Source organism: Ruegeria sp. TM1040 (assembly GCF_000014065.1).
In the GTDB taxonomy this organism is placed as follows: domain Bacteria; phylum Pseudomonadota; class Alphaproteobacteria; order Rhodobacterales; family Rhodobacteraceae; genus Epibacterium.
Genome location: NC_008044.1, coordinates 1,743,778 through 1,768,993, shown reverse-complemented (window position 1 = coordinate 1,768,993; position 25,216 = coordinate 1,743,778). Strand labels below are relative to the sequence as shown.

Here is a 25,216-nt window from a genome sequence, read left to right as displayed (position 1 = left end):
GGAGCCTATCATGGCTGAAGAAAACACCAGGTCGGTGGCGGAACTCGCTGCCGAAATCAAAGCCGACCACGCCAAGAGCGTTGATGCCGTCAAGGCCATTGCCGAGGAAGCCCTGGGCAAAGCTCAGAGCGGCGAAAAGTTGGCGAACGACCTGAAGGAAAAGGCCGACGAGGCCCTGACCGAAATGAACGGCTTCAAAGCGTCTCTGGACGCGCTGGAGCAAAAGCTGGCGCGCGGCGCGGGCGGCGAAGGTAGCGACGGCGAAAAGTCGCTGGGACAGCGCTTCGTTGAGAGCGAGGGCTTCAAGTCGTTCAAGGACGGCGGCTTTGACCGTCACAGCAAGGCGAAGCTGGAAACCAAGGCGACCCTGACCCTGGCGACCACTGACACAGATGGCGCCGTTGGCGATGGTGTAGCCCCGACCCGCCTGCCGGGCATCCAGGGCTTGCCGCAGCGCCGCCTGACCATCCGCGATCTGCTGGCGCAGGGCCGCATGGATGGCAACACCATCGAGTACGTGCAGGAGACCGGTTTCAACAACAACGCGGCTCCGGTGGCCGAAGGCGCTGCAAAGCCGTCCTCAGATATCAAGCTGGACGTGAAAACCACCACTGCCAAGGTGATCGCGCACTGGATGAAGGCATCGCGCCAGGCGCTGGATGATGTTTCCGCCCTGCGCTCGATGATCGACCAGCGCCTGCTGTTCGGCCTGGCGCTGGCGGAAGAAAACCAGCTTTTGAACGGTGACGGCACCGGCCAGAACCTGTCCGGCCTGATCACCAACGCCACAGCCTATTCGGCGGCGTTTGCGCCGGCATCCGAGACCGCAATCGACAAGATGCGCCTCGCCATGCTGCAAGCGGCTCTGGCTGAATACCCGGCAACGGGACACGTGATGCACCCGACCGACTGGGCACGGATCGAGCTGACCAAGGACGGCAACGCCAACTACATCATCGGCAAGCCGCAAGGCACCATCGCGCCGACCCTCTGGGGCCTGCCGGTTGTGGCTACACAGGCGATCACCGTGGACAAGTTCCTGACCGGTGCGTTCAACATGGGTGCTCAGATCTTCGACCGCTGGGATGCGACGGTCGAAACCGGCTACGAGAATGACGACTTCACCAAGAACCTCGTCACCATCCTGGCCGAGGAGCGTCTGGCGCTGGCGATATTCCGCCCCGAAGCGTTTATCTACGGCGATCTGGGCTACGTGGCCTAAGCGTCGGCTGATCAAGGAGGGCGGGGAAGCTCGCCCTCTCTATGAGCCGAAAGGAGACCGTCATGGAAAAGTATGAAGTCATGCGCCGCCACCAAGGCGATAAGTTCTATGAGGAGGGTGACACTCGCGAGGCGAAGCCTTCTGACGTGGCTCACCTCGTTGTCAACGGCGTCCTGCGTAAGAAGGCGCCGGAAGTCCTGAACAAGGCCCGCGCTGTGCCGAAGAACAAGGCGCGCGGCAAGTGAAGTTCCGCCCCATTCTCACCGCGCCCCCGGCCGAAAGCCCCGTCACGCTGGACGAGGTGAAGGCACAGGCAACCGTCGATTTCGCCGACGATGATGCCCTTCTGACCGGCCTGCGGGACGCGGCTGTTGCGTATCTTGACGGCTTCCGCGGCGTTCTGGGGCGGGCCATGGTCACGCAGACGTGGCAGGTGCAGCGTGCGTCCTGGGCGCGCGAAATGTGCCTGCCGGTGCCGGATGTTTCCGCCGTGGCGATCAGTTACGCGGATGCGGAAGGGGCCGAGCAGACGGTTGCGGCGGAGCATGTCGACCGGCTTCCGGTCGCGACCGGCACGCTGGTTCACCTGTCCGATGATTTCGGCCTACCGACGCTGGAGAGCGGCAACCCGGCGCCGATCACCGTGCAATTCACCTGCGGGTTTGGTGCGGCGGCCGATGTGCCGGCGAACCTGAAACTGGCAGTCAAGGCGCTGGCAGCCACATGGTACGAGACCCGCACCACGGAGCCGAGCGAGGCGCTGCCGATGGGTGTCGAGGCGCTAATCCGGCCCTATCGCTGGGTGGCGATCTGATGAGGCTGATCGAGCGCGTGGCCTTTGACGAGCTTGTCGGCGGCGGTGACAGCTTCGGTGGGAAAGACAAAGAGCCGATTGAGCGCTTCAGCACCCGCGCCGAATTCACCTACCTGCGCGGTGGGGAGAAGGTTCAGGCTGGGCGGCTGTCTGGCACGCAGGCCATCGTCGCCACCGTGCGTAAGTCGGTATCCACGGCGGTTATCGGCACCGATGGCACCACTCGGTGGCAGTTGCGGGATATCGGTAAGGGCACTGTTTACAACATCCGCGCGGTGGAGCCGAACCGGGAAAAGCCGCGCCAGTATCTAGATTTCATCTGCGAGAGTGGCACATGAAGGCGTCATTCAAGGTCGAGGGGCTTCGAGAGATCGACAATGCACTGGCGGCGCTGCCCAAGGCCACCTCCAAGGCGGTTGTGCGCCGCGCGCTGTCGAAGGAGCTGCAGCCGGTCGCAGATATGGCGAACGGGCTATGGCCTGGCGCCGACGACAGTGCATTCGCTGTTTCCTCCAAGCTCAAGAGAAACCTGCAAAAAGCCAAAAGCAGCACCACTGCGGTGACTATGTATGTTGGCGCAACTCCTTCCGCACCTCACTCGCATCTACTGGAATTTGGCACAGAGCCTCGCTTTCACGAAAGCGGAAAGTACGTTGGTGCGGTCTCGCCTCGACCGATGTTGACACCTTCCTGGGATGCATTCCGTGGGCAGATCCTAGAGGGACTGGCCGCGTCCTTGCGAGAAGAGATCGAGGCGACCCTGGCGCGCCGCGCAAAGCGAGGCTTCTAATGGAAGAGCACCTGTATTCAACTCTCTCCGACGCCCTGAGTTGCCCGGTGAAGTGGGGCTTCTTCAGCGATGGGGAGACCATGCCACGCGTGACCATGACCCGTATGTCGGGGAAGCGCTACCACACCCTGAACAGCAAGGGGCTGATGCAAGGCTCCACTCAGATCGACTGCTGGGGCGCGACCTATAATCAAGCTATCGGCGCGTCTCGTGAAGTCCGGGCTTTACTGGAAGGATACCGCGGCGGCCCGATCGTCAGTGCGCTTCTCACTGCGATCCGAGACAGCAACAGCGGCGATGCCTCGGCTGCACACCGGGTCTCTCTGACATTCGCGATCACTTATCGCGACTGACTGGCTGAAACAGCCTCAATCACCCTCGAAAGGATCATTCAATGACCGCAAAGAAAACCGCTTCGGCGGCCTCAAAACCTGCATCCAAAGACGCTGCACCGATGGTTGTCACAGGTGTCGAACTGAAGCGCATGCCCATGGAGCAAAATAAGCCCACGCATCCCTTCGCTCTTTTCAAAGGCCCGCTGCCCAAACCGGGTGATGTTCTCGAGTTCACTCTGAAGAACGGCGTGACCTACCGGGGGAAAGTCTCCGAAGCGGTCGAGTCCGACGGCGAGGTGATGGCTGAGTTCTCCGCCCCATTGGCTGTCGTTCCGAAAGAATAGGCCTCGGCCTATAAATCCGCGCCCCTAGGCGCTTTCTCTCTATCCTGAAAGGAAACTGATATGGCGCACCAGACCGCCTCTGGGGTGACACTCGGCATTTCGGCCGCTGCACCCGCAACTCACGACATCACCGGCTTTGACGCTCTCACCTTCACTTCCGTTGGTGAAATCACGAACGTGGGTGAGTTCGGCAAGGAGTGGCAACTTGTGACTCACAACCCGCTGGCCACCCGCGGCACGAAGAAAGGCAAGGGTAGCTTCAATAACGGCACCCTGAGCCCCAGCCTCGCGCTTGACCCCGACGACGCGGGCCAAGCTGCAATGGAAACCGCTCTCGAAAGCGATGATCCTGTCTACATCGCCGTGACACTCCAAGATGGCACGATCTACTACCTTGTGGGTCTGGTCATGTCGTTCAAGCCGAGCATCGGCGGTGTCGATGACGTTGTGACGGCGACTACCTCGATTGAGATCATGCCCGACGAGATCCTGAAGAAGGCCGCAGCCTAACCTGCCGCGCGCTGATCCGTTCTCAGGAACGGTAGGGCCGGGCGGAAGGTGGTTCGTTCCCCCGGCCTGTTTGAACCACTGAACCAAAGGATGATGATATGGATTTCAACAAGTTCGACAGCGTTTCTGCCGCAGAAAAAGGCGCAGCTATGCAACTGAAAGACCCGGCCACCTTGGCGCCACTGTTCACTGAGGATGGCAAGCCTTGTGAGGTAATCCTTCTGGGTTCTGAAGCTCCGTCTGTTCGTGCAGCGATGCGCGAGCTTCAGAAGGCGCGCGCCAATTCGCAGGACGCCGAAGGTGATACGGATGACGAAGGTGTATCGTATGACCAGATCCACGATAAGTTGGTCGAAGGATTGCTTCCCCGTGTGGTCGGTTTCAACAATGTTTTCAACGGTGACAAACCCGCTACGAAGCGTGACGCGAAATGGTTCTTTGGCCTGAATCGCTTTAATGGTCAGGAAGGCGAAAAGTCATTTGCTGAACAGGCTGCTGAGTTCTCCGCTAAGCGCGGCGGCTACTTGGGAAACGCCTCCGCCGGCTGACGCTCTATGCAGCCCAGGCCGGTTTCCTTGCAGCAAGGCCTGAAGAATGGAAAACCAGCCGCTTCAAGCTCTGGCAGAGAGAGGGCATCGACTTCGCATTGCCTGATATATCCGGGGTCGAATACCTTCTGGACATGATGGCGCAGGAGGGCCTTGGCTGGTGCTCCTTCGATCAGATGGGTGGTGCTGAGCCGGTCGCTTGGTCCGAGATCCGGGCCTTCTCGAAAGAGTCGGGCCTTAATCTTGAGCCGTGGGAGGCCAAGCAGGTCCGCGCGATGAGCGTGTCATATGTCGCCGGTATGGCGCGAGGCCAGAGGCCTATGCAGGTTTCTCCAGCCTATGACGACAGGCCGGATAACGATCCTGGCGTTGCGATGGAGCGCAAGAAGCTTTCGGACAAAGTGGGCGCGGCTCTGTCTGCAATGGCGGGGTCGTGACTCGACATGTGAGTGTCACGTCCCTAAAGTTCTGCTTTCCAGGAGCCGATTTTACGAGGCCGGGCCATGCAAAAAGCTAAGGAAAAGCCAGAAACAAAGGCCTGCATTTTGGGTAGATTTAAGATGTTGAAAAACAGGATTTTGAACCGCCGCGAAGAGCTCCTTGAGGAAAGCAAGGAGGTTGATCGAAAACATGACGAAGCAAAAAGAGACATCAAGCGAGGCGCGCGGAAGTCAGATCACCGATTCCGTCTTTGACTTTTTGTATCACGATGGACGTCGCATCGCATCGCTATTGGCCCAATTCGATCCAGCCGGGCACTTACAGTCAGTCTCCACCGGAAAATCAGCTGAAGAGGGAAGAGACAGCGACGCCGCTCTAGCTGTGACCGGCGGCCTTCCTGGGGTCCTGTCTGCCAAGAACGACACCAAGGAGATCACCCGCCGGTCTCACGCAGAAGAGATTCAGCGCGTTTATGACCCAATGTGGTCAAATGCTCGGGCCCTCCTCGACACGCTAGATGAAAAAGGCCTAATTCAACGAGGATTGTCTGACGCCTGCTTGGGGCAACTCGTTCTGGTGAAAGGCAAGTTATCGATCTTCGATCTTCAGATGGTGGCGGGGCTTTGGTCGATGAAGTCCGTGCAGGGAAAGATCCAAGAGAGCCTTCCTACAATTCCAAAATTGCCTAAAGGTGTAAAAGAAACACCGGAGATGAGAGCAAGTGTCCGAATCGCCAAAGAGGCCCTTGCAGAAGCACAATTCAGCCTTGATCTCTTCAAGGACATGGCACCCACGCTGCCACATACTGCCCAAGCTGAAGTTTTAGACGCAAACGGTAACAGGGTTTGGTGCACTATGGACACCTCAGGGCTCGCTACGCCACCGTCGGAAATCGCGCTTAAACATGGTACAGATGTTCCTGGCGATTGGGCAATGTTGGGAATTCTCGACGCGGAGCCAACTTTAGGCTCTCAAAGCGCTCGAGATGTTTCGCCCGACGGCGAAGAAATGGTCATGAAGCTTTTTGAAAATCTGGCGCCGGCATTCAGAACTCTTCTCGGCAGACCAAAAGCGGCGCATGGCATGACACCATTGATGGTTTTCCGAGAGGTTGTCGCCGCACGTAAAGAAGATTTGTAGTAAACGCTTTTTGCAGGCTGCTCGCCCCGCAAGGGGCGGGCTAGAACTTCAATCCTTCGCAGTAGGCCCGAAGCTCTTCGGGAATGCCCTTCCATTCTTTTATATGAGTTCGGCGCATCTCTTTCAGGTGCGTTGCAATCTTTTCAAGTTCTGGAGAGGGGTTCTGCTCTTTCGTCAGTAGCCTTGAGTGAGCCTCGTAAACCTTATCCAGAGCTGCGGGCAGGTCGTAAATCTCATCCAAGAGATTGATACAATCCCTATGCGGAACATCGAAGCCTCGCGCCCCTGCGGCAGGCGCCTGAAATGCGATTAGTCCCGCAGCTACAACCAAAAACCTCATCACCTCAAAGTCCTCCTGAATCCAATTCATGGGGATCATTCACGTTTCCCCTCACTGGAGCAAGCATATGTCTGCAATCCCAGTTGGCGCCCTGCGCGCCGAAGCATCGTTGGAAACCGCCTCTTTTGAGGCCGGTAGTGCTCGGGCGCGCAAGGCACTTGGTTATCTGCGTACTGGTTTCGAAGAGACCAGCCGAGATGCATTGCGTCACGCCGAAGGGATGGCGCGGTCTTGGGATGATGGTTTCAAGAAAGCAGCTTCTGCGGCACAGAAGCAAATCGATGCGCTGACAGGTGTGGAGCGGGCGTCCAACTCGGCTTCGGCTTCTGCAAAGCTGTGGGCAGGGCAATTAGATCGGCAAGCCAAATCCTTTGATCGGCTGCGCTCAACGCTCGATCCTGTCTACGCCTCATCCAAGCGATATGAGGCTGCGGTAGAGCAGGCTGAAAACGCTGTGCGTTCCGGCCTTGTCACGCAGCAAGAAGCAAACCGCGTGCTGCAGCTGGCAGAGCAGCGATATTTGGGCACGTCGTCAGCGGCCGATAAGGCTTCCACGCCAACGAGAGGCTTTCTTGGGCTGTTTTCCAAGGAACGAAGCCATGATCTGAGGCAGATTGGCCTTCAGCTGAGCCAGGTGGGCCAACAAGGATCTGTTACTGGTGACTATCTCGGAGCCGCAGCAATTCAGGCTGCCGATATTGGCGCCATGTTCGGTATTGCCGGTATTGCAGCCGGTACCCTGATCAGCGTGCTGGGGCCAATGGCTGTTGGGCTACTCGAGGTAGGTGATGCTTCAAGGGAAATGGAGGAACAGTCTCGCCTGAATTCTGAAGCGATGGGCGAGCTTGTTGGGGCGCTCGACGATTACACGCTGTATGCTGACGCCGCGCGTCGTGGAACTCTGGAGCTAATAGAAGAGTTTGGCATCTTTGCTGAGGACGTCAAAGAGACCTACGAGTATCTCTCTGGGGTCTCGATAAAGCGCGCACTGGATGGTTTGCAAACTGAGAACTTTGATCTTTTTGCGAACCTGAGTGATGCTGCATCTGCCATTTCTGCCATGGAAGATGCACTTGCCGCGTTGGAGCGAAACAAGTCGATCGGAGCCACCTCTGAACAGATCCAAACATTCAAGGAGAACTTCGAGGCACTTGAAGAGGATGCTTATGTAGCCGCTCAAGCCGTCGGGCTCATGCCCGAAGAAATTCGCGCTATCAAGGCAGGCTTTGACGAGCTTCGTGGAGCACAAGCGCTTGAGGACATCCAAAGAGAGTCCAAAGAAGCCCTAGATATCATTCGAGAGTTCTACCCTGAGGGACAAAAGCTGCCTTCAGCTTTGACAGATGCAGTAGTTCAGCTGGAGGCCATCATTACGGCATCTAGCAGGGCTGTGTCCGACACCGAGGAGGCCACCTCTCAGACGATACGCTGGGCCGACGCCATGATGGGTGTCAACTCTGAGATCCAAGCGATCATGTCGTCACTGTCTGCAATCGGCGGCGGCATGCTCTCTAACGCGGCGAAATTCGTGGAAATCGAAGCGCTGCAAGCCGGTAAGTCGATCAAGGCAGCGCGCCAAGAGGCCGAGCTATTCAATCGAGAGACCGATTGGAACGCCCGCTCGCAAGGTGCGAATGTTTTTGAGCTGATGGCGATTGAGGCAGAGAGATGGGTTTTCCGCTCGGGACAGGCTGCGGATATCATGCTGGATAAAGAGCGCGAAGCCGCTCGCGAGAGAGAGCGTGCACTGAACAAGGTGTCCTCTGCCAGCGGCAAGTCCACCAAGGCGCTTGAAAACGAGCTTAAGGCTCTCAAAGCATCTCTCGACCCAATGGAGGCTTATCGGCAAGAGCTGGAAAAACTGGCTAAGTTCCAAGGTATTTTGTCCGAGGATGAAATGGCGCGTGCGATGCGCGATCTGAATGTCGAACTGGCCGACTCATTGCCGCTTGTCGGTGATCTGACAGACGGCCTCGTGGATGGCCTTTTCAACGGCTTCACCGACGGTCTCGACGGCATCTTGGATACCTTCGAGAACTGGCTCAAGCAGATGATCTCGGTGGCACTGAAAAACGAGATCGTCGTTCCGTTCATGGCCGCGTTCAGCGGTGGCGGAGCCGTGGCCGGTGGGGTCGCCCAGGCCGCAGCCGGGGGCGGTAGTGGCCTGCTTGGCAACGTCCTTGGACTGGGCAGTGGTGGTGCGTTCAGCGGTGCTGTGAGTGGAATTTCCTCGGGCCTTGGCGGCGTGCTGTCAGGTGGTGGCCTTGGGTCCAGTTTTGCGAACCTGGGTGGTCTGGTGACCGGTTCGGTGGGCGGCTGGGGCGCAGTAGGCGCGGCGCTACCCGCTCTGGGCGCTGTTGCTGCAGCGGTGAGCTTCTTCACCACCAAAACCAAGCACTTGGATAACGGCCTTCGCGTGACCGCCGATAATATGGGCACCTTGGTTGAAGAGTTCGACAAGGTGCAGAAGTCCCGCTTCTGGGGGCTCTCCAAAAAGGTCAGCCTCACCTTTGAGGAGGCAGATGAGGCTACGGCTGCGCCCATCCGCAAGTCCATTGAAGACATCACCACCTCAATTGGCGCTGCCGGTGCGCAGCTTGGTCTCACTGCTGATAATTTCTCAAGCTGGTCCACGCAGATCCAGGTCAGCCTCAAGGGGCTGGATGAGGCGGCGCGCAATGCTGAGATCCAGCGCATCTTCGATACCGTCGCCGATCAGTTCTCCTACGCGGCATTGGGGTCGTTCAATGAGGCCATGGGTGGCAGGCTGATCCGCGAAGGCGAAGACGCCGCGGCCACGCTGGATGCGCTTGTGTCCTCGATCACCTCGGCCAATCAGGCCATGGAACTGCTCAATGGGGCGATGTTTGAGACCTCGGTCTACGGCGCAGATATGGCGCGGCAACTGATCGATGCAGCCGGTGGCCTTGATACCTTCAATGCATCTGTGAACAGCTACTTCACCAACTTCTATAGCCAAGAAGAGCAGCTGACATCGCGCACAGGCTTGTTGGCAGATCAATTCGAGGCCTTGAATGTCGCCATGCCGGCCACCAAAGAGGCCTTCCGCGATCTGGTCGAGGCGCAGGATCTCAGCACAGAAGAGGGCAGGGTGCTTTATGCAGGTTTGCTTAACCTGTCCGGTGAGTTCGCCAATCTGAGCCAGCTTTCGGAAGAGCTGTATGGCTCTGCTTCGCTTGCTGCCAGCGGCATCTCTGCGCTGGTGCGCTCCTTCTCCAGTGACGTCTTGGGGGCGGAGGATGAACTCGCTGATGCGCAGGCCACAGCACTGGTCGAGTACAACAACGTTATGCGGATCATGGATCTGCAGATCCGATCGGCACAAAGCGCGCGTGACTCGATCAAAGGCATCTTCGATATCCTCTCGGATGGGCTGGGCGCCCGCACACCGCTTGAGCTTGAGGCGCAGCGCCTGCAGCGCGAACGGCTGAAGACGGAGCTTTCTGCCGGGATCGATGACCCACAGCGGCTGAGAGAGGTCGTGCAGGGCTTGAACGCGCCCGCAGAGCAGTTCTTCAGCACATACGCGGACTTCGCCTATGATTACGCCAGAACAAGCGCCCTCATGGATGAGCAGAAGGGCATCGCAGAGGAACAGCTCACAGAGGCAGAGCAGCAACTCCGGGTACTGGAGAACCAGAAGCGCGCGATCGAGGAACTCTATGGGCCACTGCTCGGGATAGACCAGAACACCGACAACCTGGAAGAGGCCATGGAGCGCTTGGAGACCGCCATGCTTGGCGTCGAGGCTGCCATGCTGCGTGTCGAGGACTCGATGTATGCGCTTGCTCAGGCCCTGCTCTCCGCAGTCTCGGGCATCGGGGGTACGGGCGGGCTGATGGGCCTGGGCCGGGACGCCTTCGACCAGTTCAGCTTTGACCGCACCAATGGCATTCTGAGCGAGAAAGGCGCGGGAGTGCTTGACGGCGTTGCCGCGCAGATCAACGGCCTTTACCAAGATGTCTTTGGCCGAAATGTCGATGTGTCTGGCTTGGACTTTTACGGCGACCTTCTGCAATCCGGACAGGTCAAGGCGGGCCGCATCCAGTACGATCTGATGACCTCGGGCGAGGCCCAGACGGGGGTGACACCGGGCTTTGGCAACATCGGCTCTGCAGCGCAGCCTGTTGATCCGGTTGAGGCACTGTATGGCTCGATGCTGGGCCGCGCGGCAGATCCAGCGGGTGTCGAATTCTGGAAGTCTACAGGCCTGCAGGGCGAGGCGCTTATCAACGCCTTCCGAGATGGGGCGCTGGCCGCTGGAGACACTCCCAGCTTCGATGGTGGTGGTTACACCGGCAGCGGACCGCGTGTTGGCGGTATCGATGGAAAGGGCGGCTTCCTCGCAATGCTGCATCCTCGTGAGACAGTTATCGATCACACGCGCACCAACCGTTCGGGTGGCCAAGCCGAGGGGGATAGCAGCGCAGTGGTTCAGGAATTGCGGAAAATCGGTGAACGGCTGGCGGTGCTGGAATCCCATGCGCGCGCAACGACTTACAACACGGGCAAGGCGATGCGGACGCAGACCAAATGGGACAGAGACGGTGTTCCGAAGGAGCGAACCGAATGAGTTTTAGAATGATCGAGCCAGAGACGATTGACGACGCCGCATTTGTGTCCTCGACCGTTCCCGAAACTGACGCGCCCGTCTGGGATGCATCAACTGACTATCCGTTCTCTGATCCGGACAACCCAGAAGAGGTGATTGTCGAAGTAGGGCAGCATGCCATTTACCGCGCTGTCGCTCCCTCGGGGCCCAGCCATGGTGGCGCAGTCGATCCTGCCACCGACACGGGGAACACCAAATGGGTGAAAATCCGCTCTACCAACCGTTGGCGGGTCTTCGATGAGTATATCGGCGATCCGAGCGTGCAGGCAAATAGCGCGCAATGGGTGATAACCGCGCCCAAAGTCATCGACAGTGTGTCTTTGTTCGGGCTCTACGCCCTGTCGGTGACGGTCCTTGTTCGCGACAGTGGTGGGGCCGAGGTCTACAATCAGACATACTCGCTGCAGGATGAGAGTGGTGTGGTTGATCTCTACACCTACCTCACCAGCCCGATTATCCTCAGTGACCGCTTGGTCATCACAGATATTCCGCCCTACGCGGGTGCAAAGGTGACTGTCACTGCGGAGGCATCTGGAGAGGACGTAGAGGTCGGGCAGATCGTGATCGGCCGAAAAGAAGAGATCGGCGTCACGATTGATGAGATCCCGCTATCGATCCAGGACTTCTCCCGCAAAGAGCGCGACCCTGATTTTGGTCGGGTGTCGCTGTTGGAGAAAGACTTTGCAGACGAAATGCCCGTCGCATTTGTCTTTCCGACCTCGCGCGCTTCCTACCTGAAAAGCCGTCTGGCAAGCCGCCGCGCCAAACTGACGGTCTACAGCAGCGATGGGCCGTACAAGGCCAATGAGTTTTCCGTCTACGGATTTTACCAGTCCTTTCAGGTCGTTCCCCGCATCGGGAGCGAGTCTGAGGGCATTCTCGAACTGGAGAGTATCACATGAGCGATCCGACGATCACACCGCCGCCAGATGCACCATCTCGTCAGCAGCCGTCTACCTTCTCCGCGCGGGGAGATGCGTTCTTTGCCTGGTTGGTCACATTTGCTGCTGAGGTAACAACTGTCATTTCGTGGGTCTCGGAAAAGGTCACCGAAATCGCGGGCAGCGCAACCGCAGCGTCTGATAGTGCGGCTGCGGCGTCTACAAGCGCCTCGCAAGCCGCGCAGTCTGCTCTGACCGCATCGGGTGCAGCGAATTACCAAGGCGACTATGACGCCGGTTCGCTATACGCGGTTGGCGAAAGTGTGTCCTACACGGGTAGCGAATTTGTCAAAAAGACCACTGCGCCTGCTGGGACTACGCCGGTTGATGGTACCGATTGGCTTGAGGTCGGGAACGCCGCAGTTACAAGCAAAGCCTTGACTTTAACCGGGACGTCTCCCGCTTTGGATTTGTCAGCTGCTGATTTCTTCGACTTGACCCTCACTGGCGACACGACGTTGTCTTTTGTTAATCCGCCTGTGACGGGTACCGTCAAAAACTTTACCCTGAAGCTGACAGGTGGTTCCGAGAACGTCGGTTTCGCTCTGACATCAGCGACGTACGACGGTGTTTCTTTTTCGGTAGGGGCACAGGGAACTGAACCAAAATCAATAACCTTCAGGCCAGACGGCACAAAGATGTTCGTCAGTGACGGCAGCACCCCGGACTCCATATACCAATATAGTCTGTCAACAGCTTGGGATTTATCCACCGCCAGTTACGACAGTGCCTCATTCAATGTGACTTCGCAGGTGGGAGTAGTTGAAGGCGTAGAGTTTAGTTCAGACGGGACGAAAATGTTCGTCCTCGATTTCAACAGTGACAGGGTCTACCAATACACTCTGTCAACAGCGTGGGACTTATCCACGGGAAGTTACGATAGTGTTTCGTACCTTGTGCCGTCACCGGTGACACAACCTCAAGGCTTGGCGTTTAACCCCGATGGTACAAAGATGTACGTGCAGGGGTACGGTCCGAATGAGGGGATTTCTCAGTTCACGCTCTCTACTGCGTGGGACTTGTCTACGGCTAGCTACGACAGCGTCAATTTTGACTTCACTGCGCCGTCTGTAAGTTTCGCTGTGAACATGTCCATCTCAAGCGACGGAACGAAGATATTTTTACAGAACTCCAGTTCTGTAATTCAGTACAACTTGTCGACAGCATGGGACTTGTCTACGGCGACCTACTCTGGGGTTTCGTTTTCCGTGTCCGCTCAAGACACTGCGATGAAACACGCAGTTTTCAAACCAGATGGTACAAAAATGTTCGTTGCGGGGGACGCCAACAACTCGATGTTTCAGTACTCCGCTGATGTCGACGTTGATTTCACTTTGACCTACCCGACGATACAGTGGCCGGGCGGCGTCACCCCTACAGTTGCGTCAGGTGGCGACTCGGATCTGATAGACTTCACCACTTATGATGGAGGTGTCGTCTTTTACGGCACGAAGCGAGGAGACACTTACTCATGACTTACGCTTTGGTTCGAGACGGCGTCTTGATTCAATACCCTTATTCCCTCGAAGACCTTCGTCGCGACAACCCTCGCTTGAGCCTGCCGCTCACCCTTCCCAGCTTCAAGCTGGCAGAGTATGGCATGCTCCCGGTCTTGATCGCAGAGCGACCCACCCAAGCGATGGACGAAACGGCAGTTCTGTCAGAGACTCCTGAGCTTGTAGAAGGGCAATGGGTTCTTGGCTGGACGGTGCGGGCAAAGACACCCGAAGAGGTCGCAGCCGAACGCCAAAAAATGCGAGCAAGGGTAAACGCAGAACGTGCTCGACGTCTGGTCGCTGGCACGAAAGTGACCGTGACCGGTAACGGCCCTGTGGCCCTTTCGGGGCGCGACGAAGATACACGGAACCTTCAGGGTCTCGCTTTCGCGGCACAGCTTCGGTTGGCAGATGGCAATACCACGCACCAGACCACTTTCAGGGACGCCGAGAACGTCGATCACGTTCTGACGCCCGCGCAGGTACTGGAAATGTGGTCCTTGGGCTCTGCATGGATCGAACAGGTCTATGCCGCGAGTTGGGCGCTGAAGGACACGCAAGGCGGCATCCCGGCAGACTACGCCAATGACGGGTATTGGCCGCAGTAACTGGTACATCCGCCACGGGGACGGATACTTCACCACAACTGAACTCGCATGGGAGATTGGAGCCAAGGGCTCCGGTCTCTTTATTTACGTGCCTCCGGGCTTTGCCTTTGACGTCTCGATTCCTCGCTGGGCCGGGTGGATCTTCGACCGGCACGATCCCCGCTATCTGAAAGCTGCTGCGCTGCATGATTACGCCCTCCACCGGCTCGGTTGGGGGCGGGTCAGCGCGGCTGCACCCTTTTCCGAAGCGCTGCGCGCCGCTGGCGTCTCGCGCATCCGCAGGCTGGCAATGGTTCTGGCCGTCACTATCCACAAATGGAGATGAGCAACCGTGAAAGACCTGCTGTTTGCGATTGAATTCTGGTTGGCTATGGCGGCGGCAATTCTGCTGAAGCTGCGCGCCTCGCCCCAAATAACCCTTTTCGGGGCTATCACCACCACCGCGTCAGCGATCTGCTGCGCTCTGGTGTTCACTGAGCCGCTTATGGATTGGCTGGAGCTTGATGGCGAGGTCTACACCTACGCAGTTTGCGCCCTGATCGCGCTGACCGGTGAGCATATCGCCCGACAGATCCTTTCCCTCGGCATTGAGGATGCCGTCCGACTTCTGCGGGGGAACAAGAAATGACGTGGGGCAAGTTTATCGTCGGGGCTTGGGGCGCCGTGCTTGCGCTGAGCCTTATGACCAGTGCGCTACCCGCGAGCTGGTGGTTTCAGGCTGGGGAAGTGCGCGTTGCCGACGCTTCATCCGGTGAGTGTCCGGAAATGCAGTTTGATCGCGAGATCAACCGGCCATTCAAGGCCGCCTGGACCGTTACCATCATGGGGCGCGCCTCCTATGGCTGGGCCACCTATCGCACCTTTCAGGGCGCCAATGACTATCGGCCGGAAAACCAGCTTCCGGACAAGCTCGATCTTTGCTGGTGGACGTGGGCGGATCCGCTTCACCTGCCACCGGGGGAATACCGTGTGAACACTCTCTGGCGCATCCATCCGACACAGGGCAGGGCGCGCGAGATCAGGCGCACCAGCAACACATTCACGATCAGCGGAGGCTAGAATGCAGAAGAACTTCGACCGAAGCCTTGATTGGGTTCTGGCCCATGAAGGCGGTTATGTGAACCATCCCAAGGATCCGGGGGGAGCCACGAATATGGGCGTCACTCAGCGCACATATGATGCCGATCTGCGTCGTCGTCAGCTCTCATCTCGCAGCGTCAAACTGATCACCATGGAAGAGGTGAAGGCGATCTATCGCAGCCAATACTGGGACAAGGTGGGTGGCGATGAGCTTCCCGGGGGCTTGGACTACTGCGTCTTTGACTTCGCGGTAAATAGCGGTGTTTCGCGCGCAGTGAAGTTCATGCAGCGCCAGCTGGGCGTCAAGGCTGATGGGATTGTCGGCGTGAACACCATGGAAGCCGTAGACCGCGCGGACGTCGAAGGGTTGATCCAGTCTATCTGTCAGGCTCGGTTCTCCTGGCTGAAGAAGCTGCGCCACTGGGGCACGTTTGGCCGCGGCTGGACACGCCGGGTGATGGGGGAAAGCCTCGGCGTTCAGGCGCGCGACACCGGCGTGATCGATCGCGCTGTCTACCTCCATCGCGAACTTGCCGTCATTCACGCGCCGTCCTATCGCGAGGATGGTTCGGGAGCCCGCGCCGAAGACGGTGAACGGAGCCTGTCTGCCACGGTCAAGGAGCTAATCACGTCTGGCAAGGGGTGGACCAATGGCGGCGCTTTGGGTGGCGGCGCAATCGCCCTCACACAGCTTCAAGGCCCTGTTGCCTATGCCGTGGCCGCTGCGCTGCTGATTGCCGCTGTGACCGTCGCTCTGTACTTCCTGCGGTCGCAGGAGGCTGCGGCATGACGGGCTTGATCGCATTCCTCATGCGCATGGGGTTCGGCGGTATGGTGGACAAAGCCATCAGCCATTTGGAGCGCCGCGCGGAGCTGCAAAATGACCGCGAGAAGCTCAGAAGCCAAACGACTGTAGAGCTGGCCCGTGAGGCCGTGAAAGAAGCCCAGGTCATGGCCGACTACAATCGCGCCAAGCTTGCCTTTCCGTGGTTCTGGCTGTTCGCTGCGCTCTTCCTCGTACCCTTGGCCGCATGGTGGAACGCAGTCATTCTCGACAGCATCTTCGGCTTCACCTGGTCTGTCGCAGATCTGCCAACCCCGCAAATGCAGGAGTGGGCCGGGGATATGATCCGTTGGCTATTCTATGTCGGCACAGGTGTCGGAGCGCTTAAGTCGCTTCGGTGAATCTGGCACAACCTCAAAGACGAGAGCCCCGGTGAATGCCGGGGCTTTTTCGTTTCTTGATCCGCTCTTGATCGTGCGCTGATGCACAGAGGGGGGATTTCAGGAGTGTTCAAATTTCGCGGTCAGCGCGCGGATTTGGTTGGCGTCCATACAGTTCCACGGATTGCCGAATTTCACGCGGTCATGCGACGCCTCCACAAGGCAAGCGTAGAGGTGCTTCCCGGCCTCTGTGGCCGCTCCCCATTTGCAATCCATGACCTTGTTTCCATCACGGTCCAGGATGCGCTCCGGGATGTAGTCCCCAGCGACATACTGGCAGACGAGTTGCCACGGCATCGGGTAATCGTCGCTCAATTTTTCAAAGCGTTCTGCTGGTGTCATGTGGCCTCCGGGGGTTTTTAGGATTTCTTGGGGTCTACCCAATCGGTGCCCTTGTACCCGTAGGAGCAAGGCGCACCGCAACGGTAGCAGTGGGACTGTGGCATGCCGGGATAGCCGCCGCCGCGCGGCACATAGAACTGGTGCCCGACGATGCAGCACCGGATCTCGCGCCACAGCTGCCGCCAGGACGGTTTAACCGCTTTATTTTGGACGTGATCAGGTTTCATTGGGTTGGTCCTGCTAGTGCAACGGATTTCATGATTGGGTTAAGCGGGGATATGGCCGGACTGGAGCGCTTCGATATGCTGGTGAAAAGAGCTGATGTCGTTGATCGCCATTCTGCCCTCTCTCACGCAGTCGGCTCCCCACATGAAGTGCCGCATGCCTTCGTCAGTGATCGGCAGGTGGTAAGACCTATCGACCGCCCAGGCTGCGCCTTTCATGAACCAAACTTTCTCGCGCCTATGTTTCTTCCTGCGCTTCATGGTCGCCTGGGATTCGACGGCATCGTGGGCGGCACTGCTCATCACGCTGCGGCCTTCATCTGAAAGTCATTCTTGAGCGCCACCTCAGCGCGCTCCAAAAGGTCCTGCAGTTGGCTGATGCGGATCCGCACCTGCCTCGCATTGGACCTTGACTTGCTGATTTCCTTGTAAAGGGCTTCAGCATCGTGACGGTTGTATCGCCAGTGCAGGAAAAGAGGATACTTGGTGATGCCTCTTTCCCGCGCAAGCTCTGCGTATCGGTCGCAAACGCTTTGCAGCTTCTTCCACACTCCCGCCTCTGCAAAGTAGTGGAAGCGGCCCAGATCCTTGCAATTGCGCAAGCCTTCCGGGCTTTGCATTTGGCAGATCTGGTCGATGGTCGGGCGAGGCTTCCGTTTGCGAACCTTCTTTGCGTACCCGCAGTTCCTGCAAATTTTCCGGTAGCCTGGCTCGGCCATGACTTCGCCCGTGTCGAAGTCTTCGAACTCTCCGTACTTCAGGTCAAAGAGGGCTCCGCCATTCGGGCAGCAGTTTTTGCAAATCTCTGATCTTGGCATTTAAGGCTCCTTTTCAGGCGGCGCGGAACTGGTAACAAGACTATGTTTCTGGACTGTATCGCGCTGCAGTTGACCTGTCTAGATAGTTAGTCCAGATTAGGCGTGAAAATTTTACGCGAGGTAGTAAGAAAGTGGCGTCCGAATCCGAGAACCAGCCGACACGCAAGATCGGATACGCTCGCGTCTCCACTGCCGACCAAAACCCGGATATGCAGATCCATGAGCTGAAGCGGTACGGCGTCCCAGAGGAATTGATCTTTGTGGACCGGGCCAGCGGCGGCACCATGAAGCGACCCCAGTTCATGAGGGCGCTGAGGTATGCCCAATATGAAGGGACGGAGCTGGTCGTCTGGAAGCTGGACCGCCTTGGGCGGACCCTTGGCGGCGTGCTGGATACGCTCAAGCTGCTGTCAGACCGCGGCGTTACCTTCGTCAGCCTGACGGAGCGGATCGACACCACGGGCCCTATGGGCAAGGCTATGATCCACCTTCTGGCCGTCTTCGCCGAACTGGAGCGAGACCTGATCGTGGAGCGCACCAAGGCCGGGATCGAGCGGGCGAAAGAGCGCGGCGACGTGGGTGGCCGACCAAAGGCTATGACGCCGGAGCGGGTTGCCAAGGCAGAGGAAATGCTTGCCGCTGGTGAGCGCGGCAACACGGTCTGGAAGGCGATGAAGGAACTCGATGGGCCGACGATCAGCCGGGCGGCATACTACGCCTGGCAGAAGGAATGGGACGCGGGCCACCGCGCCCCGGATATCGTTGGAGAGTGATCCAGAAAAGGAGCGAGTCTATGTGCGTGACGGCTTGGCTAGGGGATAAATGCCTGGAGACGGTCGGAGACGTCCGAGCCGCGCTTGGATCTGTCGTAATCAACGACGAGGATCTGCTCCGTCATAGTGTGGCTGAAAAAGGTTTTGACCTCGAAGAATTATGTCTCTGTGTAATCGAACATGAGGCTACTGCGGCAGCTGTCGGTATGAGGTGGGTCCAGCCAGCCTTTGATGGCGGCGACCCAATGTGCGGCCGGTTCGAGCCGAGTTCTTGAAGGAGCGAGTAGTGGGGAAAATTCACGTCGATCACCGCGTGGTAATCAGAGACGCTAAGGATCGAATTGTCTCAGATGAGCACTTCGAGAGCTTTGCGGTCGCCGAAGTGGTTTACCGGCGAACGGTTGCAAGTACCTCGCGAGATTTGGAGGTAACGCTCCAGCACGGCGCGCGCGTCGTCTTTCGTGCGAGTGGTCAGAATTGACCTACAAAGCCCGACTCACACATTCTTGCTTTGTTTTCGAAATGTCCGTGTGAGTGAATTTGGGTAAGGCTTTGATTTTAGATGGTTCAAATAGAACTTAAAATCCCCAGGCGTAAGCCGTGCGGGTTCGAATCCCGCCGCCCGTACCACCATGAAGAGAATAGACTTTTTCCAAATTGAAGATCAGTGTGAGATTAGCTTGGTACACTTCCGGTACACGAGTTGGTACACGTTGCGTTCTCAGCCGCGATTTGCTCGAATCTTGACAACGTTGTTTGCCGATCCTGAGCGATCGCGGGTGTAGATCGCGGTAGTGGCGCCCTGGGTGTGCTGAGCAGCGTGCTGGAGGGTTGTAGGGTCGACCAGAGACATGGCTTCGGTGATGCCGCCGGCTCGCGTGTCCCGGATCTGTAGCTCATCAGGGAAGGGCTCGAGGTCGGAGCGCTTGCGAGCTTGATTGACCTGCCGGAGAACCTCTTTGAAGCTTCGCGAAATGACACCGTTTTTGGGCGGCTTCCCGGAGCTCAGTTTGATTACCGGGCCGGTGCGCTGATCCTTGGGGATTGCCAAAAGGCGTTCTCGGATTTCTGGGGTGTGCTTCAGGCTGAAGGTGTATGGCTCTGTCAGGCTTTTGCGGGTTTTGCTGATCACTTTGGTGAAGGAGGTCAGGTCCCGGTCGAACATATCCCATGTCAGGCCGTCGACCCAGATTTGTCCACCGTCGCGAACGCCTCCTTGCTGGTCTTTTGCCTTCACCCATTGGCCGTGAACGTCGACGCCGCGCAGGATGAACTCGAACCGCATCAAGATCGCTAGCGATAGGTACGGGCGCCCCATACGATCTGCTTGCGCAACAATTGCCTCGATCTGTTCTCGGGTCGCGTAAGTTGACCGACGGGGAGGGTTCTGGATCCGGACCTCCTCACGGATGGCTTTGATCTTGGAGCAGTGATCGTCCCCGATCTTGATCCCGTGAGAGACAACCAGCCTCCAGTGGGTGAACCACTTTTTGATGTAGTGAGTGGAACGGCCCTTGTCTTGCATCGCTTTTTTCCACCGCATCATGCGCTCGAAGTCGGTTTCTTCGATCAGGACATTCCCGATGGCTTGCTCGATGTATCCCATCATCTGACGATACTTGTCCTGGGTTTGCGGCAGAACGTCATGATACGAGCTGAACTCGTCCGAAAGATAGCGAGCAATCAACCATCCCCATGTTCCTGGCTTGCGGCCCTGCTTCTCCCCATCGAACCATTGAAGCATTTCTCGAGTTAGGGCACGGCACTGAGCGGCGCGCTCTAGATCAAGCCCGTCGCCTTGCGATCCCCCAAGATCATAGGTTTTGATGCTGTACCCCGCATCGAGATATTTACTGGTGGGCCGCCAGAAATAGCGGTCCCTGTCTTTTCGGTACTTCAGGAACGGCGCGTAAGCCGGTTCACTGTCGTCCCAGAGCGAGTCTCTAAAACGCATCGGTGTTCTCCGTATGGTTGCTTTCCGTCAACCGCCCGGAGCGCGCTGCCGCAGTTCTTGTGTTGCGTTCTCGCGCCCATTCCTCAACTGCCTCACGATGACGCATGCCAATGGCAGGATCAATCTTGGGAAAGCCGTACTGACGCTCGAGTGTATCGCTGTTTGAGCGCAGCCATTTGACGTCATGGCCTAGCATCTTGGCGATGTCCGCCTCTTTAACGAATAGCTGCTGTACAGGCATCTCAACCCTCCTGTTTCAACACGTCTTCCAGCCTGTTGAGAGTGATCGACAGAGCATGCTCGATCGATTGTGCCGGGAGGCTCGCTCGCTTCCTGCGCTCGATCTCAGCCAGAAACAGAGCGCCGGCACGCTCAAGGTTGCGCAGGCGATCCCGGGGTTTCCACCAATCGCGTTCCCATGGCCAACCCTTCGGGGCCCCATCGGCACGCAACACGGTGTCGTGAACGGTGCCGTGGCTAAGATACAAAAAGGCTGCAGTCGCAAGTTCTCCACCGGTGTGGGCGTCGTCATGAGCCTGGTTCCAGCCTTCGACAGAGATCTGCCGCTGGCGTTCAGCTATTATGCGATCGAGAGCGTTCATTGTGCGGCCTCGGTTTCCATCTCCGGGGGCAGCCAGGTCGCAATCCGATGCTCGGCCTCGGGCCCCAGCTGAAGAGCTTTGCGAAAGTCAGCGTCATTGAACAAGCGATGCAGGTTCTCAATCTTATCGGACTTCCTCATGGCATTGAAGTCTGCGGCGTCGGCTTCGGGTCGACCCTCTAGCACCAGATCCTGCCAGAGGCTTTCGAGCGCTGCCTTGCTGATCCGGCTGAAGTAGGTGGGGGCGTCCGGTGTCCAGACCGAACGGATGTCAGGTTCGACCATTGGGGCCAAGAGGGACGTTCCAAGCGCGTTAACGGTTTGGCCGTTGATTGTCCGGATCAGGTGACGGGTCAGCACCGTGTTGCGGTGCTTTTTGCCCTTGGCTTGGAAGGTCTTGAAGCTTTCGGCATAGTTGCCCTGCGTTCTCCCGAGCTCCCGCTGATTGCTGCCATCGGAAAGCGCGTCGTCTACGGTCCATGCGCCTTCCGCCTCAGGTTCGATCTGCGGATCGGTCAGGGAGATATTGAACAGGCCACTGTAGGTCGCGTAGCCGCATTCGAGCTGCCACGCGAAGAGATCCAGAACCAGCTCTGTCTTGCCCAAGGTGGCTGTCTGCAAGGCCAATAGCTGGATCCTGCGAAGATCTTCGACGCCGGCCTGCGTCAGCTTTGGGCTTGGAATGTCGGTTTCCGCGCCGGCATCACCAGGTCTGGTGTTTTTCTTGGTGCTCTTTTGATCCTTGTACGCGCCGTCAATGCACAGTTTTCCGCGGTGATCGACATAGACGTATATTCCGCATTTCGCGCGAGTCGCTTCTTCCCAGAAGGGCTTCGCCTTTGACTCTAACTCATTCAGGCGCTTCGCCTCTGCAGGTGTCAGCGTCTCGCGGAATTCCTTGTCCTGCAGCTCGGCCTGTTCGTTCTGCTCTTTCATTGACAGTGGCGTCTTTTTCCCAGCCACCTGCGTCAGGTTTGACGTGAGTGAATATGGGATGTGAGACTCCGAGTGTGGTTTGACCCAGTTCCAGCCGAATTGCACCTTGATACCCTCGGCGATGTCGGCAAGTTTCTTTTCGAAGAGGGCGTCCAGGATATCCGGATCCTCGAGATAGGATTCATCATCGAATAGGTCATCGCGCATGCGCCCGCCGGCGGCGACATAGCCGTCCCGACCGACATACGCAGCCTTGTAATTGCTCGCGCGAACTTTGCTGTCGGTCAGTTGCTGCTTGACCCACCACTCCTGTCTTTTGCCGTCGAGCGCGCCTTGCAGGACTTCCAGCTCCTGCTCTGGATCACGGGCGAGGGTGAGGGCCTTGGCAACATCAAGCGTGATGTCGCCCCGGCGCAGTGCCTCGATCGTCGCTGTGCAAAGGTGGGCCAAGGCGAGGCGCCCCTTCACGTGCCGCACGGTCTGGGCAAATGTGCGCGCGATCATCTCGGCCGAGTTTCCCTGATCCGCCAATGCAGCATAAGCCCGGATCTCATCCGCCGGGTGTAAGGGTTTTTGCGTTGCGGATTCCGTGCCGGCCCATGCCCGGGCGAGGAACGCATCATCGGTGACCTGAACGGGAATGGCCGACAGGTCAGGTGCTTTGCTGTCCAGCATCTGCGCGCCGTTCTTGCCTAGGTGGATCAACCCGCGCAGGCGACGGCCACCCGCAACAATGCCGACGCCGGAGTTTGCGGGGTCGCGATAGCCCAGAAGGTTCTGCAAGAGACCGTTCACGGTGATTGAATCCGCCATCGCTGCGACGTCGTCGTCAGGCGTGTCCTGGCGCGGGTTCATGTCGTGCAAGTAAAGCTCGGACAACGGGAGGTATTGCAGCGGGGCGTCGGGATGGTTCAGAGGGCTGTGCTTGGTCATGAAGAGGCTCCAGATGTTTCGGGCTCGGCCGCGAAATCCATCACATCCGCGAACCACTGAAAGGATTTGGCGCGCAGATCATCGAGGGATCGTGCCTGAAGGGTGGTTTCCATTTCCCAGTCGCCGGCGAAGAGGAGGGCCTCGCTCTGGCCGTCTTCCTCGAAGTGGAAAAGGAGGTCGATGCCGTCGAGGCGCCATAGCTCTTCCGGGCAACCACATTCATCGCTGGGCACACGGGCAAGCATCGAAATAGGGGCAGTCCCTTGCGGCTTCAGCGTAGAACCGACGCGCAAATCGGCCAGCGTCTCCGCGCCGTCGTCGCTTACGTATTGTTTCCCAATGAACTCGACCAAAGTAGCCTCCTGAAGTGCGACTGAATTGGTCGGGGGTATTTAAAGAGCGCCCGCTCACTCTCTCAGATTTACAGCCCACGGTTCGCACGTGGTGGCCTGTTCCTTGACACAGGCTGCGGACCTTTGACGTTTGTGTGGTCGTCCCCCCGCAGCTGGTCCCTCTCCACCTCTGAGCCGGGAATCCGGCAGTCCTATTCGGCCGCGCGCTGGGGGCCTTGGATCAGGTCCGCGCGCCCGGCCCGTTCCAGGAGCGGCGGCAGCGGATCCGTCGCATCCGCGACCATTGGCATCAGTACGGCAAAGGTATTGGGCTCGCCCACGAAAGAGATCAGTCTCGCGTGTCCAGCTGGGGCGGGGTTGACCTGAAACCCACGAGACCATCCAATCAAATCCGTGAGGTATCCGGTATCGAGCGCGGTCTGGCGTTCCACTGGGCGTGCAAGTTCGGACGTATTGGCGGACGTATCCAGAGCCTTGCGCCAATCGGGAAAGGAAATCGGGTTGTATCGGATCTGGCAGAATACATCAGGCCCCGCCTCGGCTAGGCAGTGAGCGATGTCGAAGTCGCTGCTCATCGCCGTCATCGTGTCTTTTGAAAACTCAAGACGCGTATCGCACCAGTGAATATCGTTGAGATCGCCGATTAAGCTCATGTCGTAATCGAAGCGGGTCTCAGTCAGCCACGCGGCACTCACCTTCACAACGCATTTTTCAGGAACCTTCGTGTCAGGATCATACTGGACAAGCATGCCTTTACCATCGGTAGCGACAAGCCAGGCGCCGCCATTCGGGTCTGGATCGATCAGCACGCCATCAATATTGAAGCGGGTGTTTTCACGGCAAATCGGCATCGCGCGAAAAAGTGCCTTTGCAGGAAGATCGAAGTCAAAATTCATCTGGATGCTCCTTTTGAGCCCGGGTACAGGCGGCGGGCAGCTGCAAGTTCTTGAAAACTTGGCACTTGGTGAAACCGCTGGGCTTCTTCGGCGTTGGCGGGCCGGGTGCAACCTCTGGCATCGACAATAGCCCATCCGGTTTCGGTGGCCGCTTCATAGGCGGCGATTACTCTTTCCTCTGCCATGAGAGTCTCCTGACTTCTGGGCGCGGCTCGGTTTCGCGTGAGTGATGGAATTTGCGTGCCGCGCCCGGACATAACTGGAATGGTTGGCCGGGAGCCTGCTCGAACGCTCCCGGCCGGGCTGCCTCAGCAGGGACCTGCGGGCACAGGCCCCTGCTGCAGTCGGGGGTGTATGGTAAGAAACCCATCATCCTCGACCAGATCGGCATTCTTGAGCACCTCCTCCGCCCAGGCGCAGATTGCGGCATCCTCGCTGTGTGCGAGAGCGGAATAGCCTGCGAGCTGCACCTCAAATGGCGTGCACGCTGCCAGATCGATCGGGTAGGTGCCGCCTGCCTCGATCACGGCGGTGGCAAAGCTGTCACGCCGTTCATTGGCTGGCAGCGCCAATAGCGTGCGGGCGAAAGTGGCGATAGGGCACGGCGTCATGCGCGGCGATCTCCCGGCACAGGGCGGGGTCGTGCGAGTTTGTACCCCTTGCGGTGCGCGATCTCTCTGACGGTCTCAATGATGCTGCGAGAGGGGCGAACATCGTGCAGAGAGCCGGGAAGGTTTGAGGTGCGCATGTCCTGACCGCGTTGCGCTTTCAGTTCTGCCCAAGCGGTTTGAAACACTTCGGGAGTTTCACTGTGGTCCTCGGGGGTGCTGAGGATGCGAAATGCACTCTTTGTGAGGTCATTCATGTTGCTGCTCTCCGTCTGTATGGACGCGAGGCTAGTGACCAATATGGTCATCGTC

Annotated in this window: 34 protein-coding genes; 22 read left to right on the top strand and 12 right to left on the bottom strand. The window is 58.2% G+C overall.

Going from position 1 to position 25,216, the window contains the following annotated elements; all coding sequences use genetic code 11:
• The first annotated feature begins 10 nt into the window (after positions 1 to 10).
• The 11 genes from TM1040_RS12740 to TM1040_RS12690 all read left to right on the top strand — a co-directional run bounded on the left by TM1040_RS12740 (position 11) and on the right by TM1040_RS12690 (position 6,144).
• Positions 11 to 1,222, top strand: a complete 1,212-nt coding sequence (locus TM1040_RS12740) for a phage major capsid protein (RefSeq protein WP_011538996.1) — start codon at positions 11 to 13, stop codon at positions 1,220 to 1,222.
• A 62-nt stretch (positions 1,223 to 1,284) separates the two neighbouring features.
• Positions 1,285 to 1,467: a hypothetical protein gene (locus tag TM1040_RS12735; protein WP_044026783.1), complete on the top strand. Its 183-nt coding sequence runs from the start codon at positions 1,285 to 1,287 to the stop codon at positions 1,465 to 1,467.
• A complete protein-coding gene (locus tag TM1040_RS12730) occupies positions 1,464 to 2,036 on the top strand; it encodes a head-tail connector protein (protein WP_011538995.1) in 573 nt (190 codons plus the stop codon). The genes TM1040_RS12735 and TM1040_RS12730 overlap by 4 nt, the downstream gene beginning before the upstream one ends.
• Positions 2,036 to 2,374 carry a phage head completion protein gene (locus tag TM1040_RS12725; protein ID WP_011538994.1) on the top strand — a complete coding sequence of 113 codons (339 nt, stop codon included), beginning with the start codon at positions 2,036 to 2,038 and terminating at the stop codon, positions 2,372 to 2,374. The genes TM1040_RS12730 and TM1040_RS12725 overlap by 1 nt, the downstream gene beginning before the upstream one ends.
• On the top strand, positions 2,371 to 2,826 hold the full coding sequence (locus tag TM1040_RS12720; protein ID WP_011538993.1) for an HK97 gp10 family phage protein: 456 nt from the start codon (positions 2,371 to 2,373) through the stop codon (positions 2,824 to 2,826). Before TM1040_RS12725 ends, TM1040_RS12720 begins: the two co-directional genes overlap by 4 nt.
• Positions 2,826 to 3,179, top strand: coding sequence for a DUF3168 domain-containing protein (locus tag TM1040_RS12715; RefSeq protein WP_044026782.1), 354 nt, complete (start codon positions 2,826 to 2,828; stop codon positions 3,177 to 3,179). The genes TM1040_RS12720 and TM1040_RS12715 overlap by 1 nt, the downstream gene beginning before the upstream one ends.
• A gap of 41 nt (positions 3,180 to 3,220) precedes the next feature.
• On the top strand, positions 3,221 to 3,505 hold the full coding sequence (locus tag TM1040_RS12710) for a hypothetical protein (RefSeq protein WP_011538947.1): 285 nt from the start codon (positions 3,221 to 3,223) through the stop codon (positions 3,503 to 3,505).
• A gap of 60 nt (positions 3,506 to 3,565) precedes the next feature.
• A complete protein-coding gene (locus TM1040_RS12705) occupies positions 3,566 to 4,015 on the top strand; it encodes a hypothetical protein (protein WP_011538946.1) in 450 nt (149 codons plus the stop codon).
• A 98-nt stretch (positions 4,016 to 4,113) separates the two neighbouring features.
• Positions 4,114 to 4,563 (top strand): hypothetical protein, encoded by a 450-nt coding sequence (locus tag TM1040_RS12700; protein WP_011538945.1) that lies wholly within the window; start codon positions 4,114 to 4,116, stop codon positions 4,561 to 4,563.
• A gap of 98 nt (positions 4,564 to 4,661) precedes the next feature.
• Positions 4,662 to 5,000 (top strand): hypothetical protein, encoded by a 339-nt coding sequence (locus tag TM1040_RS12695; RefSeq protein ID WP_011538991.1) that lies wholly within the window; start codon positions 4,662 to 4,664, stop codon positions 4,998 to 5,000.
• Positions 5,001 to 5,193: 193 nt separating this feature from the next.
• A complete protein-coding gene (locus TM1040_RS12690; RefSeq protein ID WP_044026780.1) occupies positions 5,194 to 6,144 on the top strand; it encodes a hypothetical protein in 951 nt (316 codons plus the stop codon).
• Between the two features lie 40 nt (positions 6,145 to 6,184).
• Here TM1040_RS12690 and TM1040_RS12685 read toward each other — a convergent pair whose 3' ends face one another.
• Positions 6,185 to 6,523, bottom strand: coding sequence for a hypothetical protein (locus TM1040_RS12685; protein WP_011538989.1), 339 nt, complete (start codon positions 6,521 to 6,523; stop codon positions 6,185 to 6,187).
• 28 nt (positions 6,524 to 6,551) lie between these two features.
• Between TM1040_RS12685 and TM1040_RS12680 the strand changes: the two genes are divergently transcribed.
• From TM1040_RS12680 to TM1040_RS12640, 9 genes are read left to right on the top strand one after another with little or no spacing between them, the layout of a single operon-like run.
• A complete protein-coding gene (locus TM1040_RS12680; RefSeq protein WP_011538988.1) occupies positions 6,552 to 11,078 on the top strand; it encodes a tail tape measure protein in 4,527 nt (1,508 codons plus the stop codon).
• Positions 11,075 to 12,019 carry a hypothetical protein gene (locus tag TM1040_RS12675; RefSeq protein WP_011538987.1) on the top strand — a complete coding sequence of 315 codons (945 nt, stop codon included), beginning with the start codon at positions 11,075 to 11,077 and terminating at the stop codon, positions 12,017 to 12,019. Before TM1040_RS12680 ends, TM1040_RS12675 begins: the two co-directional genes overlap by 4 nt.
• Positions 12,016 to 13,533: a YncE family protein gene (locus TM1040_RS12670; protein ID WP_044026777.1), complete on the top strand. Its 1,518-nt coding sequence runs from the start codon at positions 12,016 to 12,018 to the stop codon at positions 13,531 to 13,533. The genes TM1040_RS12675 and TM1040_RS12670 overlap by 4 nt, the downstream gene beginning before the upstream one ends.
• Positions 13,530 to 14,162 carry a DUF4376 domain-containing protein gene (locus tag TM1040_RS19780; protein ID WP_011538985.1) on the top strand — a complete coding sequence of 211 codons (633 nt, stop codon included), beginning with the start codon at positions 13,530 to 13,532 and terminating at the stop codon, positions 14,160 to 14,162. The genes TM1040_RS12670 and TM1040_RS19780 overlap by 4 nt, the downstream gene beginning before the upstream one ends.
• Positions 14,140 to 14,487, top strand: a complete 348-nt coding sequence (locus TM1040_RS12660) for a DUF1353 domain-containing protein (protein WP_011538939.1) — start codon at positions 14,140 to 14,142, stop codon at positions 14,485 to 14,487. Before TM1040_RS19780 ends, TM1040_RS12660 begins: the two co-directional genes overlap by 23 nt.
• Positions 14,488 to 14,493: 6 nt before the next feature.
• Positions 14,494 to 14,790 carry a hypothetical protein gene (locus tag TM1040_RS12655; RefSeq protein WP_011538169.1) on the top strand — a complete coding sequence of 99 codons (297 nt, stop codon included), beginning with the start codon at positions 14,494 to 14,496 and terminating at the stop codon, positions 14,788 to 14,790.
• Positions 14,787 to 15,221, top strand: coding sequence for a hypothetical protein (locus TM1040_RS12650; protein ID WP_011538983.1), 435 nt, complete (start codon positions 14,787 to 14,789; stop codon positions 15,219 to 15,221). Before TM1040_RS12655 ends, TM1040_RS12650 begins: the two co-directional genes overlap by 4 nt.
• A 1-nt stretch (position 15,222) precedes the next feature.
• Positions 15,223 to 16,032 carry a glycoside hydrolase family 108 protein gene (locus tag TM1040_RS12645; RefSeq protein WP_011538982.1) on the top strand — a complete coding sequence of 270 codons (810 nt, stop codon included), beginning with the start codon at positions 15,223 to 15,225 and terminating at the stop codon, positions 16,030 to 16,032.
• Positions 16,029 to 16,427 (top strand): hypothetical protein, encoded by a 399-nt coding sequence (locus TM1040_RS12640; protein ID WP_011538981.1) that lies wholly within the window; start codon positions 16,029 to 16,031, stop codon positions 16,425 to 16,427. The genes TM1040_RS12645 and TM1040_RS12640 overlap by 4 nt, the downstream gene beginning before the upstream one ends.
• Positions 16,428 to 16,526: 99 nt before the next feature.
• Here the strand turns inward: TM1040_RS12640 and TM1040_RS12635 are convergent, their stop codons facing one another.
• A complete protein-coding gene (locus TM1040_RS12635; RefSeq protein ID WP_044026776.1) occupies positions 16,527 to 16,808 on the bottom strand; it encodes a hypothetical protein in 282 nt (93 codons plus the stop codon).
• 140 nt (positions 16,809 to 16,948) lie between these two features.
• Between TM1040_RS12635 and TM1040_RS20325 the strand changes: the two genes are divergently transcribed.
• Entirely contained in the window at positions 16,949 to 17,356 is a 408-nt protein-coding gene (locus tag TM1040_RS20325) for a hypothetical protein (protein ID WP_166485550.1), read from the top strand.
• On the opposite strand, the gene TM1040_RS12625 is transcribed toward TM1040_RS20325, so the two are convergent.
• Positions 17,335 to 17,850, bottom strand: coding sequence for a hypothetical protein (locus tag TM1040_RS12625; RefSeq protein WP_011538978.1), 516 nt, complete (start codon positions 17,848 to 17,850; stop codon positions 17,335 to 17,337). The two genes, TM1040_RS20325 and TM1040_RS12625, sit on opposite strands and share 22 nt — an antisense overlap.
• Before the next feature lie 131 nt (positions 17,851 to 17,981).
• Between TM1040_RS12625 and TM1040_RS12620 the strand changes: the two genes are divergently transcribed.
• Positions 17,982 to 18,623 carry a recombinase family protein gene (locus tag TM1040_RS12620; protein ID WP_011538977.1) on the top strand — a complete coding sequence of 214 codons (642 nt, stop codon included), beginning with the start codon at positions 17,982 to 17,984 and terminating at the stop codon, positions 18,621 to 18,623.
• 721 nt (positions 18,624 to 19,344) lie between these two features.
• Here the strand turns inward: TM1040_RS12620 and TM1040_RS12610 are convergent.
• The 9 genes from TM1040_RS12610 to TM1040_RS12575 all read right to left on the bottom strand — a co-directional run bounded on the left by TM1040_RS12610 (position 19,345) and on the right by TM1040_RS12575 (position 25,161).
• Positions 19,345 to 20,577, bottom strand: a complete 1,233-nt coding sequence (locus tag TM1040_RS12610; RefSeq protein WP_011538976.1) for a hypothetical protein — start codon at positions 20,575 to 20,577, stop codon at positions 19,345 to 19,347.
• The gene (locus tag TM1040_RS12605; RefSeq protein ID WP_011538975.1) at positions 20,567 to 20,818 is read right to left on the bottom strand and encodes a hypothetical protein; all 252 of its coding nucleotides are present in this window, start codon (positions 20,816 to 20,818) and stop codon (positions 20,567 to 20,569) included. Before TM1040_RS12605 ends, TM1040_RS12610 begins: the two co-directional genes overlap by 11 nt.
• Position 20,819: 1 nt before the next feature.
• Positions 20,820 to 21,179, bottom strand: a complete 360-nt coding sequence (locus TM1040_RS12600; RefSeq protein ID WP_193339796.1) for a hypothetical protein — start codon at positions 21,177 to 21,179, stop codon at positions 20,820 to 20,822.
• Entirely contained in the window at positions 21,176 to 23,047 is a 1,872-nt protein-coding gene (locus tag TM1040_RS12595) for a ParB/RepB/Spo0J family partition protein (protein WP_011538974.1), read from the bottom strand. Before TM1040_RS12595 ends, TM1040_RS12600 begins: the two co-directional genes overlap by 4 nt.
• Positions 23,044 to 23,400, bottom strand: coding sequence for a hypothetical protein (locus tag TM1040_RS12590; protein WP_011538973.1), 357 nt, complete (start codon positions 23,398 to 23,400; stop codon positions 23,044 to 23,046). The genes TM1040_RS12595 and TM1040_RS12590 overlap by 4 nt, the downstream gene beginning before the upstream one ends.
• A gap of 191 nt (positions 23,401 to 23,591) precedes the next feature.
• Positions 23,592 to 24,296 (bottom strand): hypothetical protein, encoded by a 705-nt coding sequence (locus TM1040_RS12585; RefSeq protein ID WP_011538972.1) that lies wholly within the window; start codon positions 24,294 to 24,296, stop codon positions 23,592 to 23,594.
• The gene (locus TM1040_RS20320) at positions 24,293 to 24,481 is read right to left on the bottom strand and encodes a hypothetical protein (protein WP_166485549.1); all 189 of its coding nucleotides are present in this window, start codon (positions 24,479 to 24,481) and stop codon (positions 24,293 to 24,295) included. The genes TM1040_RS12585 and TM1040_RS20320 overlap by 4 nt, the downstream gene beginning before the upstream one ends.
• 123 nt (positions 24,482 to 24,604) lie before the next feature.
• Complete coding sequence (locus TM1040_RS12580; RefSeq protein WP_011538971.1) at positions 24,605 to 24,907, bottom strand: hypothetical protein; 303 nt, start codon at positions 24,905 to 24,907, stop codon at positions 24,605 to 24,607.
• The gene (locus TM1040_RS12575; RefSeq protein WP_044026772.1) at positions 24,904 to 25,161 is read right to left on the bottom strand and encodes a hypothetical protein; all 258 of its coding nucleotides are present in this window, start codon (positions 25,159 to 25,161) and stop codon (positions 24,904 to 24,906) included. Before TM1040_RS12575 ends, TM1040_RS12580 begins: the two co-directional genes overlap by 4 nt.
• Positions 25,162 to 25,216: the final 55 nt, after the last annotated feature.